We start from the raw sequence: 13,896 nt of genomic DNA, 5'->3' as shown, positions 1-13,896 counted from the left end.
TTTTTAGACCTGCGCGGGTGCCTGTGTTACGTTAACTTCGGTCAGTTCATTTGTATCGATCGGTTTGGCGTTCCGGGTGAGCAGGTGGATGATGAGCCAGGCCACCAGATAGGTAAATCCGCAAATGGTAAATAATATATTGTAGCCACCCGCCAGATTCCCCGCAGCCTTATACGTATCGAGCAAACTACCGACCAGTATCGGAAAAAGAATACCACCTACCGCACCCGCCGTGCCGCCAATGCCCACGACCGAACTGACGGCCTGCTTCGGGAACATATCGGATGCCAGCGTAAAGACGTTCGTCGCCCAGGCCTGGTGCAGGGCAACGGCCAGACTGATAAGCCCGACAGCCACCCAGCGGTCGGTGGCAAATTGAGTCAGAATAACCGAGAGTTCTAACGTAGCAAATACCAGCAAAACCGTTTTGCGGGCTTTAATCGTCGGCCATCCGTTCTTGATCAGCCAGGATGATAAATACCCACCGCCGATACTACCAATTGTGGTAGCCGTATAAATTAGCATTAATTCGAAACTTGGTTTCTTTAAGTCCAGGTTAAACGTAGTGGCAAAATAGGAGGGAAGCCAAAATAGAAAAAACCAGTAAATCGGGTCAATTAACCCTTTGCCCGTAATGTACGCCCAGGTTTGCGGATAGGTAAATAATTTAAACCAGTTGACCGAATGTCTGTCGTCTGCTTCACCACTTGTTTCCTCCTGGCCACTGATAATGTAGTGTTGCTCTTCGGCAGTTAAACGCGTCTGTTTGGTCGGAATTTCGTAAAAGATCAGCCAGAAAATTAGCCACACAAAACCTAATGCTCCCGTGATCCAGAAAACTTCGTGCCAACCGAAATGATTTAAAATCCAGGGCACAATAATTACGGCTACAACTACCCCAATACTGGTGCCTGCATTAAATAAACCCGTTGCCAGCCCACGCTCTTTTTTAGGAAACCATTCGGCCACCGTTTTCACCGCAGCGGGGTAATTTCCGGCTTCACCAATGCCTAATCCAATACGTGCCAGGCTAAAGCCCGTAACGCTTCGGGCAACGGCATGAAGCATACCCGCAATGCTCCAGATAATTATGGTAATGGAATAGCCCGCTTTCGTGCCTATTTTGTCAATGATCCAGCCAAACCCTAAAAGACCAACGGCATACGCTGCCGTAAACGCCATGACGATGTGCGCAAAATCGGTTTCACTCCAGTTAAATTCTTTTTCCAGAATTGGCTTTAATAAACCTATTATTTGCCGGTCAAGGTAATTGATTGTCGTTGCGGCAAATAATAGAAAAACAATGAGCCAGCGGTAATTTTTTAGTTTGAAATTGAGCATGATAGAGAATTATAAATGATGAATTATAAATGCGCCGAAAGGAAAACTATTCATCATTTATAATTCATCATTCTTTGTACGTATTCCTGAAAATGGTCTTTCAGGCCTGACCAGTTTTTTTGTTGAATGAGCGTCTTGTCGAACAGATGACTACCAACGCCCACACCATTCGCACCGGCTTTAAAATAAGCGGCCATATTATCGAGACTAATGCCACCCGTTGGAATGACTTTCAGCTGATTCATAGGCGCTTTCAGGTCTTTAATATAGTCGGGCCCCAGGGACGTAGCGGGGTAAACTTTCACCATCGAAGCACCTAATGACCAGGCATTATAAATCTCGGTGGGTGTAAAGGCACCGGGAAAAATGGGCACGTTACGTTTCACGCAGGCTTTAATAACTTTTTTATTGATAATGGGCGTGACAATAAACTGTGCACCAGCGTCCAGTGCCCGGTCGAGATCCTCTTTTGTACAAACCGTGCCAGCCCCAATATTCAATCCTTCACTGTTCGTTTCAAGTGCCTGTTGAATCATTGCTTCTGCGCCCGGTGTATTCATGGTTATCTCGATGGTCGTCAGACCGGCTTCCCGATAGATGGGAAGAATCTGGCTAACTACATCAGCCGATAAACCCCTGATAATACCGACAATTGGCGCTTTTGAAAACAACTCCCAGGAAAATGCGTTTTGTGCCATACTGTTTATTTGCTTAATGGTAATAGCTGGTTCTGCGCTATTTTTACTTGTCCAGCGATCGTTGCCTTATCAATTAAATCGGCCGAAATAGTAATTGTCCGTTCCGATAAATGAAGTTCTTCCATCGCCAATTTGTACAGTTCGTATAGATTATTTCCACTACACAAAATCAATTGCCAGGTCGGCTGATTTATGAGTGATTTAAGCTCATTGCCAATCAACAAACCACTCAAATAAAGCGCATTCTGTCGCTTGGTTAATTGATTGAATAATTGATTCGTCCTGACCCTGAATAAGCTATTGAGAATTGAGGAATCATGCGATTGATTGATACCACTTTTAAAAGCATCTAATTCACGTTCTTCGAAAACAGTCAACCCGTTGGATTCTACAGAATCTTTTAAAATGCTATAGTGCGACATGAGGTTAAATACTTCGCCCGTCATAAACGTTTGAAAGTCGACTACCTGCTGATTCTGGATGTATATATGTTTCGAATGCGTACCCGGAAATATCAAAATCGACTCTTCGCTATCAACATGCAGGGTGTCCAGTAAGGCGAGTAAGCCAATTAATTGAGTCTCCTCTCCGCGCATAACGTCGTGCTCCGTTCTGACACCTGATATGAGTATAATGTCGTGCGCAAAATCAACCTGCGTCTCCAGACGCTTGATGCTGGCCAGGCTGCCATCAACCGGGAATGGCAACGTAGCATACGGCACTTCGTCCATACCAATGGAGGAGGAGGCCATCCCGGAAATGACAACTGGAATATCATCCAGATTGATGGTTAATTGCTTCGCCAGCAGATTAATTTGCCGCTGTAGCTGTACCCGAAAAAACTGCTCTCTGGAAATTCCTTTCGGTTCGCCATTGGCCTTCCAGGAGGTGAACGTATTGGCAATCCCTTCCTGCGAGGTAATTTCTCCAATAAGTTGGATATCAGTACTGTTTATAAGTCGTAGCCGAAAAGAGGACGTACCCCAGTCGCAACCTAACAGATAGTTTTTCATGATTTCTATCGTTTTCTAGTACTACTTACGGCAATGCAAAGGCAACATAAGAACCACCTGGCTTCAAGCCATATCGAGTACCGCCCGCGGCAATTACGATATACTGCTTTCCATTGACCATATACGTAATGGGCGTGGCAAATCCACCGGCGGGCAACTTATATTCCCACACGATTTTACCCGTTTTTTTGTCAAAGGCACGAAGTTTCTCATCATAGGTGGCGGCAATGAAAACCAGACCGCCTGCCGTTACAATTGGGCCACCATGGTTTTCTGTGCCCGTGGGTGGCAGCCCTTGTTTGATCAGGTCCGGGTATTCGCCCAGTGGCACCTGCCAGAGGTATTCGCCGGTGTTCAGGTCAATGGCGTTCAGGGTCCCCCAGGGCGGTTTTATGGCCGGATAATTATCCTGATCCCGGAACTGCGTATTCCCATTGTTCAGGTAGGGCGGCATGTACGGAAAGTCAGCTCCTTCGGCCACGGGCGACGTAACAACCGAGCTATGAATGTCCGGCGCTGCAGTCGTACTGGCAGGTTTCGTTTCCGTCTTCAATAAAAAGTTGACGATGGCGTCACGATCTTCTTTGGACAAGTGTCCGAATGACGGCATTCGACCGCGGCCGGTTGCCAGAATGGTGTTGATCTGCTCGCGGTCCAGCCGTTTGCCCACATCGGTCAGGTCAGGATACGCCTGCGCTGCCGACGCGCTCGCTTTGGCCTCAACACTTCCTTTACCGCTCATGCCGTGGCATACCGAACAGTTGGTGTTAAAGAGCGACGAACCACGTGTCATTGCTACGTTCTTTTCCTGCATCCGGCTGTCCCGCATCTTCAGCCACCACAACATGGTGTTAGCGTTCTGGTACAAAATGCCTTCCGGATCGGCCGCATTGCCTCCCCATTCGGCACCACCACCAAAGCCATAATACAACGTGCCTTCTTCGCTGGGGGGCATGTATTTGCTTCCGTGTCGGCTGTTTTTGTACCGATCCAATACGAAAGCGTGGGCTTCAGGTGTGCGGGTCGTGATTTCTGCCTCCGTTAATTCCTGCCGAACAAAAGGCGCAGGTTTAGTTGGCACCGGCTGCGTGGGCCAGGGTTTTTCGCCGGGCAGCGCCGGGGAGGTGGGAACGCGTACTTCGTTTACCGGAAATAATGGCTTCCCCGTATCACGATCAAACACAAATACGTAGCCGTCTTTGGTCGCCTGCGCTACCGCATCGACCATTTTTCCATTGTGTTTAACCGTAATCAGGTTGGGTGGGCAGGGCAGGTCGCGGTCCCATAGGTCGTGGTGCACGGTTTGGAAGTGCCATACTCGTTTCCCCGTTTCGGCGTTCAAAGCGATGACGCAATTGGCAAACAGATTTTGCCCTTCCCGGGCACCGCCGTAGAAATCAACCGAGGGCGAGCCCGTGCCTGCGTAGACCATTCCGCGCTTTTCGTCGATGACCATACCGGCCCAGCAGTTGGCTCCGCCTAATTTTTTGTATGAGTCTTTTGCCCAGGTTTCGTAGCCAAATTCACCCGGCAACGGAATGGTGTGGAATACCCAAGCCAGCTTGCCGGTACGCACGTTAAAGGCCCGAATGTAGCCCGGAGGAGCGTCGCCACCTTCGTTTACGGCTGAGCCCGTGATCAGTAAATCTTTGTAAATAACACCAGGTGTCGTGACACGTATCGAGAAGTTTGCCAGATCGTGCCCGATGGTTTCTTTGTCGCCGAGTCCTTCGTGCAGATCGACTTCGCCGTTTTTGCCGAAACTCTCGATCAGCTTACCCGTCGAAGCATTGATGGCGTAGAGAAATGAGCCAACTGAATATAATATACGTTTGTCCTCGCCATCTTCCCAGTATACAACCCCACGGACCGGATGAAACCGGGGCCTTTTTTCGGGATTGGCGAAGGGGTCAAATTGCCAGTGCTGTTTACCTGTCGCAGCATCAACGGCAAAGAGTTTCATGCGGGGCGACGTGCCGTAAAGCACCCCTTTTACAACAATTGGCTGGCATTGAATGTCCATACCGCGCTGTCCGGCAGTGGCATTGTCGCCTGTTTCGTAGGTCCAGGCAAGGGTCAGATTCCTTACGTTCTGCGTATTGATCTGCGTCAACCGTGAGTACCGATTACCGGCATTATTGCCACCGTACGTCGGCCAGTCATCCGCTGGTACTTGTGGATTAGCTACGTTTTCAGCCCAGTTTGCGGACAGGAAGCCTCCCAGAACCAGAATTCCGATGGAGGATTTTAATAAGAAATTCATTGGAAAGTTGAGTTAGGTATAGGTTAAGTAGGGCAGTAATTATTTCGTTTTTTCGTAAAATTCATACGCTATTTTCCACTTCACTTCCTGGCCAGGAGCCGCTGTCAGATGGATATAAGGTTCCGGACAGGACGTAGTGGCGCAGGCCCAATAGACTATTTTTTCCAGCGGCTGATTGCCCGTGATGTGTACGCCCGCGCCTGTTTTCTGGTTTTCGATGCGGATGTCGTAGCCCTTGGACGTAGCATCATACCCTGTCAGGCTGGCCGTGTAGACCTGTTCTTTTTTCTCTAAATCCCGTGAATAAACCAGACGATTTCCTTGTGGCAGAATGGTTGTGCCGAATCCTTTCCCCTCGGCCTTTATCTCGTATGGGAACTCAATGTTTACGGTTGGGCCGGTGGGTTGTTTGTCGATGATGAAGAAGTTATGATCGTAGGTACTTGTCTCGATGGGCAGTTTGCCGATGTTTTTCAGGCTATGTTCCAGCACCAGTTCGGGCTTGCCCTTGGTTAGCCGAACGGTTTTTGTGTAGCGATATGCATAGCCCGTTGAGCTGGTTAACTCGTGGGTAAAGTCGAGGTGGTCTTTGTGTTTTTTTATGGTCCATTTTCCCTGATCCACTACGTCGTAATACTTGGCAAAAGCATAGTTTTTATCATCGGGTTTACGGAGCGTACCTACGCCAATCTTCACGAATGTATCGCCCGGCTTGGCATCGGTATAACCCAGTGGCGTAAATTCTTCTACGGGTCCACTGATCGCATCATGCATTTTTGGGTCGTAGTTTTCAAACCAGGGTTCGATGAAACTATGGCCTTTGTACGTCAAATTTTTAAACGCTCCCGACCAGTCGAAGCGAGTGCCCTGGTAGTAGCCGCTCGATGCATCGGGTAAGTATAATGATGTCTGGATAACGCCATTGGTTAACTCCGCCTGTGGAAAGTCGGCCAGTGGTAAGGTCGCGGCACCTAACCCGAAAAATGCGACTGTTGCGATAATTGCCTTTTTCAATGTGGTAAGAGTTTTATGTGAATTTACCCCACCCCCAGCCCCTCCCGGCACCGGCCGCCCGGCTTGAACTAAGGGGAGGGGTGAGTTCTCGAATATACAAGAGTCAATTATTAGAGTTAGCCAGCTCCCTCCCCTGGTTTTTAGGGGAGGGTTGGGGTGGGGTCAATTCACCTACAAATTCGGATTAATCGACGTGTCGGTATATGGCAGTGTAAACCAGTAATTTGCCTTGGTGATCGGCTTGATCGGTTGCAGATCCTCGGGGCTTTTGGCGGCATTGGCGGCTTCTACTTGCTCCAGACGAACCAGATCGAACCAGCGCGTACGTTCGCAGGCAAATTCCCAGGCGCGTTCCTGCACGACAGCGTCAGCAAATTGAGCCGCTGTGAGGCCGTCGCCCGGTGTAAGGGCTTTGGCTCCCGAAGACAAACCCCGTGACCGAACTGCATTTAGGGCATCATACGCAGCCTGATCGGGACCACCGGTGCCACGTGCCTTGGCTTCTGCATAGACGGTCAGAACGTGCGGGTAGCGCATCATGACGGTAGGCAGCGAAATACTGGATGTAACGATGTTGCCCTTGATGTACCATTTCTGGTAATATGGGTGTTTCGTCAGGCTTTGCTGCCAGGGAATGGTAGTTGCCCCCAAACCGAAAGCTGTGCGGAACGTAGCGTTTTTGCGAGGACCAGCGGGGAAATTTTTGAAGAAATTAAGCTCGGCAAACATGTCGTCCCAGCCTCCTTCTTCACCGGGCATGGTGGTGTTGCCATACGTAGCGTTGGCCGTACCGCTGCCGCCCGTAAACCCGTTGATCTGAAACACCGATTCCGGAATAATAGCCACCGCCGGGTCGTTAGCGAATACCTCGGCAAACGTTGGCATCAAGGCGAAACCATACGTAGCACGGTTATCGATTACTTCTTTGGCCTTAGCCGCAGCGAGATCATACTTATCGGTTTGCTTCAGCGGCCAGCCTGCCATCGTTAGATATACGTCGGCTAGAAACGCTTTTGCCGATCCTGCGTTGGGTCGACCCGGATCGCGTCGGGCGTTGGGCAGCATGGTTTCGGCTTTCTTCAAATCCTCAACAATTAACGCGTATACTTCGGCGGGTGTCGATTTCTTAATGGTCAACAGATCGGCTGAATATTCACCGGCTGTAACCAGCGGAATATTGCCATAAAAGCGGGTCAGCCAATAGTAAGAGAACCCACGAATGAAGAAGGCTTCACCCGCAATAATGTCGATCGTTGCTTTCGTGCCAACCGTTTTCGCATAGTTATTAATGACGTTGTTGGCCCCCTGAATCGCTTTGTAACATCCGTTGTACACAGCTCCCGAGCGCTGGTTTGTAGTCGATACGTTAAACTGGTCAAATTCGCGCCAGTCCGCTTTGTTACTGGCAGGATGGGTCGTTACGTCGTCGGCACCCAGCACGGCGGCATTGGCTGATGGGTGCAGGAAACCATATGTCCACTGGTTGCCCAGACCCCGATAGGCTCCGGTCAGGGCTGACTCTAATCCGTCCTGCGTCGAAAGAACGTTGCCGCCGTACAAGAGCCCGGTTGTATCTTCTTCAAGGTACCCTTTGCAGCCTGCCGTGAGCATAGCCGCCATGCCAATTATGAGTAATTTTTTCATGATTTATGAAGGAGTTTAGAAGCCCAGGTTTATACCGAGTGTGTATTGTTTGGCATTTGGATAGGAACCGTAATCGATACCGATGGCGCTATCTGTGCCCGAACCAACCCTGGCCGATTCTGGATCTGGACCTTTGTATTTCGTGATCGTCAACAGGTTCGTAGCGCTGGCAAATACCCGGATGTTGGCTTTGTTTTTAAGGAAACTTGTTGGTACGTTGTATGACAGACTCACGTTTTTCAACCGAATGAAGCTACCATCTTCGATGAAGCGGCTCGACTGCGTGAAGGGCTGATACGTTTTCGTAAAGGCTGGTACGTTAGACGATTCGTTGCCGGGTCGGTTGTAATCGCGAATCTCAGACAGAATGAACTGCCGGGCATCACCCGCCCCCGACATGGCGGCTGCCCGGGTGTAATTGAGTTTGTCGACACCGAACACACCGTTAAAGAATACGTTCAACGTCAGCCCTTTGTACGAAAAGGTGTTGTTCCAGCCACCCGTTGCTTTTGGAAACGCCCGGCCAATAATCTGAAAATCATCCGTTGTGATGGTGTTGTCGCCGTTAAGATCCTGATAATGCGGATCGCCCGGTACGCGACCCTGCTTGGCTGCCGCATCGGCTTCACCTGGTTTCCAGGTTCCCAGATAATTCAGGCCCCAATAAGAACCCAGTGGCTCCCCTGGTATCAGCATGAACTCGTTGGTCGTGGACATGCCTCCGCCGACGCCCGTACCTGTACCCAGTCTTGGATAATTTCCCAGATTAAGCACTTTATTCTGTAAGGTCGAGAAGTTCAGATTCGTCTCCCAACGGAAACTGCCGGATATCAGAGGAGTGCCGCCGATCGAAAATTCAAAGCCCTTGTTTTCGATTTCACCCACATTCCGGTTTTGTGTACCACCACCGGCATAGCTTGGAATTGCTACGTTCAGAAGCAGGTCGGACGTGTTTTTCTTGAAATAATCCGCTTCAATGTGCAACCGACCGTTCAGGAATTCGGCTTCAAGACCTACATCGACCTGCTTGGTTGTTTCCCACTTGAGGTCTGGATTTCCTGGATTCCCCAGAATTACGCCCGCTGTAGCCGCGGAGTTATTGTAGGCGACCTGGGCCGTACCATATGTCGATATGGTAGAATAGGCAGGAGCTGCCTGGCTACCCGTCATACCCCAGCTTCCGCGCAGTTTCAGGTTGCTGAATACGTTAAGTTTTTTTATGAACTCCTCTTCCGATAATCGCCAGCCTACTGCTACAGATGGGAAAACGCTGTATTTGTTGCCGGTGGCAAATTTCGAAGACCCATCCCGACGGACGGCCGCCGTCACCAGATATTTGTCTTTGTAGCCGTAGTTGACACGACCCAGCAACGAAAAGATTGTCCATTTCTGATAACCCGATGCGACTGTAGCCGCGGTATTAAGTCCCAGATTGTCGTAGCCTAATTGCGGAAACCGTAATCCCGATGCACTCGCAGTAAAGTTACGATCCGTGAACTGCTGCGTTTCCAGAACAGCAACGGCGTTGATCGAATGATCGCCAATTTTTACGTCGTAATTCAGGTTATTCGTGTTTTGCAGTGTCAACTGCTCCGACGAATATCGGCTAGCCGTTGGTACGTTGTTCGAGAGTCGCTTACCGTTCAAATTCAGGTTTTGCGCATTCAGGTAATTGACCGCGTACTGCAAATCGACCGATAGCCCTTTGATGGGAAGTTTATAATTTATCCCACCATTGATGTTAAGACCGCTCCGGTTCGCATCGACTGATTGATCGTACAGGTAATCCAGCGGATTGCGATAAACAGAACCAATCGGGTCAGTAAACGTCGGCTGGCCATCGGCACCGTAGGCAGGTGTTGTCGGTGCCCAGGCCAGTGCCTGAACGATGGCGCCCCCGTCTAGCGTGTTGTGGTTTTTTGACTGCGTCCCCCATAGATTCAACCGAAAGGAAAGCTTATCGTTGATCTGGGTATTTATATTGGTACGCAGGTTATACCGTTTAAAACCACTATTGTTGACGATACCATTCTGGTTTAAGTAGTTGCCCGATACCAGAAAGGTCGTTTTATCGCCACCACCCGAGAGGGTAATCTGGTGTTGCTGACCACTACCATTCCGGAATACCAGGCTCTGCCAGTCGGTACCGCCATTTTGTTTGAACTGTGCAATCTGGTCACTGGTAAATGGTAAACCTGTACCGACGGCGGTGGAGCGGGCATTGACGATTTCGGCAAATTCGCCAGCTGGTAATACGTCATATTTTTTGATAACTTCCGACGTACTGAATTGCCCTTCGTAATTGACTTTAAGCCCTTTTGCTCCTTTCTTGGTCGTAATGATCACGACGCCATTTGCCCCGCGACTCCCGTAAATGGAGGTTGAAGCCGCATCTTTCAAAATCTGAATGGTCTCAATGTCACTCGGGTTTACGAAGTTAAAATCAGCGCCCAGGAATCCGTCCACTACATACAGTGGGTTGTTACTACCCAATACGGAGTTGGCTCCTCTGATTCTGATCCGGGCATCGCCACCCGGTGCGCCATTTGTCTGGGTTACCTGTACGCCCGCAGCACGACCCTGCAATACCTGATCCAGGCGCGTAATAGGTTGCTGGGCAAATTCTTTGGTGGAAATGGCTGTTAAGGCCCCCGTTACGTCGACTTTGCGCTGCGTACCGTACCCAACCACCACCACTTCGCTCAGTGTTTTCTGGTCTTCGGCCATCTGGATATTGATCACCGAACGGCCATTGATGGGAACTGTCTGACCAACGTACCCAATGTTCGAAAATACGAGTGACGCTGTACTGGCCGCATTAATAGCGAAATTACCCGCTGCATCGCTGGAGGTACCAGTCGTTGTACCACTCACCTGAACGTTGACACCAGGCAACCCCTGGTTGTCGGGACCGGTAACTTTACCGGTCACTCTGGCATTCTGAGCGAAGGCGTAGCTTTGCCCCAGAAGCAGCAGTAAAACCCATAGTTTTACAGTTTTCTTCATGATTATAGGTTTATTAAGGAAAAAGGAAATTTGATTAACGTAATACGGGTAGAAATCCGCTTTTAAGCTTTAGTCGCGGGTTTCCACCCGCATTACAGTATTACCAGTCCACTACAGAGCCGTCGAGTGCGTTGTATAATTCGGGGTTTTTCCAGTCGTGACCAATTTTGTCTTTCATTAAGGCGTCGTCCAGTTCGATGCCAAGGCCGGGCCCATTGGGAATCATTACGGTACCGTCGCTTTGCAGCTTGAAGGGCTTTTTGATGTAGCCTTCGCCCAACGAGACCTGCTCCTGTACCAGAAAATTGGGGATGCTGGCCGCCAGATGCAGGCCCACCGCCAGTGAGATGGGTCCCATCGGATTATGGGGCGCAACGGGAACGTAGTACGCTTCGGCCATACCCGCAATCAGGCGACCTTCGGTGATACCACCGGCGTGGCAGAGGTCGGGCTGAACGATGCTGACAGCTTTCTTCTCCAGTAGTTCACGGAAGCCCCACTTGGTGAAAATACGTTCGCCAGCCGCAATGGGAAGGTGCGTGCCCCGCGCGATGTCGGCCATAATATCGACGTTCTGCGCCTGGCAGGGTTCCTCAATAAACATGGGTTGAAACGGCTCCAGTTGCTTGATGAGCACCTTAGCCGTTTGGGGTGAAATGTTTCCGTGAAAGTCGATGGCAATGTCCATCTCAGGACCACCCGCTTCTCTGAGGGAAGCGAAATTGTCGACGGCGTATTTGATGAATTGCGGATTCTCGACAATGTTGGCCGGATTCTTATGCGCAACACCCGTTTTGATAACCGTGTACCCTTCGGCCTTCCGTTTTTTAATGTCCTCCGCATTGCTGGCCCGCCCATAAATCCGGACCCGGTCGCGAGTTGGGCCGCCCAGCAGCTCGTAAACCGGTACGTTCAATAGCTTGCCTTTAATGTCCCATAATGCATGGTCAATGCCGCTAAGGGCGCTCGTCAGAATCGGTCCACCCCGATAAAAGGCATGCCGGTAAATCGCCTGCCAGTGGTGCACCACATGCCGAGGATCTTTACCAATCAGATACGGTTCTACTTCTTTGATGGCGGTCTGAATGGTCAGCGCCCGGCCTTCGAGTAGCGGTTCTCCCAGGCCATATACGCCAACATCTGTATGAATTTTGAGGAAAATCCACCGCGGCTTCACCAGAAAGGTTTCGAGTTTGGTAATCTTCACTTTGCTGTAATCGGCAAAGTGGCCGGGGCTGGCGGCATACGACGTTTGTGGCAAAACCATCGTTCCCATACCGGCCACACCCAACACGGACTGGATGGCAGACCGGCGCGACATGCCGGATTTTTTAGCGGGAGATTTCATAAGGGTTTAGTTAAATCGTAGAACGTTAATCGTTTAAGCAATCCTAGAAAAAAAAGGGAGTGTATGGGGTTTACGGTCTTCGGGTTACGGAGGTCCGTAACCCGAAGACCGTAAACCGACCTATGGTCGAATAATCGTACCATCCATCTTGCGAACCTGCCAGTTAGACTTGGTCGTGATCGGGTATTTGGCGGCTTCCTTCTCATTAATGTCCACACCCAATCCGGGCACTTCATTGACTGACATATACCCTTTGTCCATTGTTGGGCAACCACTGAAGACTTCCTTAATTTTGTCTGAAAACTGCACGGCTTCCTGAATCCCGAAGTTCCACACGGCCAGGTCGATGTGCGCATGAGCTGCGTGACCCACTGGCGATACGTCTCCCGGTCCGTGCCAGGCTGTGCGAATATTGAACCACTCACCCAGTCGGGCTACTTTCATGGCTGGGGTGATGCCACCAATTTGCGATACGTGTATCCGAATGAAATCGAACCATTGGTTGACCATTGGCTCTTTAAATTCATTGATATTGTTGAATAGCTCACCCATCGCAATGGGCACCGATGTTGCCTGACGCAATTGGGCAAACCACTTCATGTTTTCGGGCGAGAAAGGATCTTCGATGAAGAACGGGCGATACTCTTCCACCTTCTTGATCATATTAATGGCTTCAATGGGCTGCACTCGTTCATGAATATCATGGAGCAATTCGATTTCATCTCCACACTGTTTCCGAACGACATCGAACATTTTGGGGACTGATTTCAGATAAAGCTGTACGTTCATGTAGTTGTCGGTTTCTCCCCCGAACCCGGCGGCCTTGAAATCCGGCTTGTCGGACGTTGCCCCCACGGCTCCATAACCACCCTGCTGAATGCGGATGTATTTGAAACCCTGCTCCATAAACTTCTTCACGCTTTCGGCTGCGGCTTCCGGCGTGTTGCCGCCCGCATGGGTGTAGCACGGAATGGCAAACCGAACCTTGCCACCCAAAAGTTGGTAAACCGGCATTTTGGCGCGCTTGCCTTTGATGTCCCAAAGGGCCTGATCGAGTCCTGAAAGAGCGTTGTTGAGCACTGGTCCATTGCGCCAGTAGGAACTGACATAAGCAGCCTGCCACATGTCCTCGATATTGTCGACGTCCTTGCCAACGCAGAACTCGTTAAGGTACGTGTTAATGGCCACGATTACCGTTGCTGCACGTTGGGTAAATGTCGCGCAGCCGAGTCCGTACAACCCAGGCTCAGTGGTTTCGACTTTGACGACGATTAGGTTAGAACCCTGGGGAGCGGTGGCAATGGCTTTAACACTTTTAATTTTTACGGGTGGTGCCCCAACAGCGTATTGGGGTTTCCCCTGTTGTTCACGAGCTTCGGCGGTTGACATACCGCCAAAGAGGCCCAGTACACCGGCTGTCGAGCCGAAACCCAGCATTTTTAACGTATCACGGCGGCTTTGATCAGGTTGATTCATGAGAGAAAAGAAAGGGTTTAAACGGTTTGATTGCTAGTGAATTACCCCACCCCCGGCCCCTCCCCTTGAACTAAGGGGAGGGGTGAGGACTTG

9 protein-coding genes are annotated in these 13,896 nt (G+C 50.2%); all 9 read right to left on the bottom strand.

The annotated features are described in order from the left end of the window. Positions 1–3 precede the first annotated feature (3 nt). The 9 genes from BM202_RS02775 to BM202_RS02735 all read right to left on the bottom strand — a co-directional run bounded on the left by BM202_RS02775 (position 4) and on the right by BM202_RS02735 (position 13,803). Positions 4–1,341, bottom strand: coding sequence for an MFS transporter (locus BM202_RS02775; protein WP_093822924.1), 1,338 nt, complete (start codon positions 1,339–1,341; stop codon positions 4–6). A gap of 53 nt (positions 1,342–1,394) precedes the next feature. Next, positions 1,395–2,039 (bottom strand): bifunctional 4-hydroxy-2-oxoglutarate aldolase/2-dehydro-3-deoxy-phosphogluconate aldolase, encoded by a 645-nt coding sequence (locus BM202_RS02770; protein WP_093822923.1) that lies wholly within the window; start codon positions 2,037–2,039, stop codon positions 1,395–1,397. Between the two features lie 5 nt (positions 2,040–2,044). Beyond that, positions 2,045–3,052 carry a 2-dehydro-3-deoxygalactonokinase gene (locus tag BM202_RS02765; RefSeq protein WP_093822922.1) on the bottom strand — a complete coding sequence of 336 codons (1,008 nt, stop codon included), beginning with the start codon at positions 3,050–3,052 and terminating at the stop codon, positions 2,045–2,047. Positions 3,053–3,077: 25 nt separating this feature from the next. Further along, entirely contained in the window at positions 3,078–5,315 is a 2,238-nt protein-coding gene (locus BM202_RS02760; protein WP_093822921.1) for an outer membrane protein assembly factor BamB family protein, read from the bottom strand. Between the two features lie 39 nt (positions 5,316–5,354). Beyond that, positions 5,355–6,329 (bottom strand): hypothetical protein, encoded by a 975-nt coding sequence (locus tag BM202_RS02755; RefSeq protein ID WP_093822920.1) that lies wholly within the window; start codon positions 6,327–6,329, stop codon positions 5,355–5,357. A 171-nt stretch (positions 6,330–6,500) separates the two neighbouring features. After that, positions 6,501–7,973 (bottom strand): RagB/SusD family nutrient uptake outer membrane protein, encoded by a 1,473-nt coding sequence (locus tag BM202_RS02750; RefSeq protein WP_093822919.1) that lies wholly within the window; start codon positions 7,971–7,973, stop codon positions 6,501–6,503. A gap of 15 nt (positions 7,974–7,988) precedes the next feature. Then, complete coding sequence (locus BM202_RS02745; RefSeq protein ID WP_093822918.1) at positions 7,989–10,979, bottom strand: SusC/RagA family TonB-linked outer membrane protein; 2,991 nt, start codon at positions 10,977–10,979, stop codon at positions 7,989–7,991. 100 nt (positions 10,980–11,079) lie between these two features. After that, positions 11,080–12,327, bottom strand: a complete 1,248-nt coding sequence (gene dgoD, locus BM202_RS02740; RefSeq protein ID WP_093822917.1) for a galactonate dehydratase — start codon at positions 12,325–12,327, stop codon at positions 11,080–11,082. Between the two features lie 120 nt (positions 12,328–12,447). Continuing rightward, entirely contained in the window at positions 12,448–13,803 is a 1,356-nt protein-coding gene (locus tag BM202_RS02735) for an enolase C-terminal domain-like protein (RefSeq protein ID WP_093822916.1), read from the bottom strand. Positions 13,804–13,896 lie beyond the last annotated feature (93 nt).

This window comes from Spirosoma endophyticum, assembly GCF_900112365.1.
Classification (GTDB): Bacteria; Bacteroidota; Bacteroidia; order Cytophagales; family Spirosomataceae; genus Spirosoma; species Spirosoma endophyticum.
Note: the sequence above shows the minus strand (reverse complement) of the source record. Positions and strands in the feature narration are given on the sequence as shown.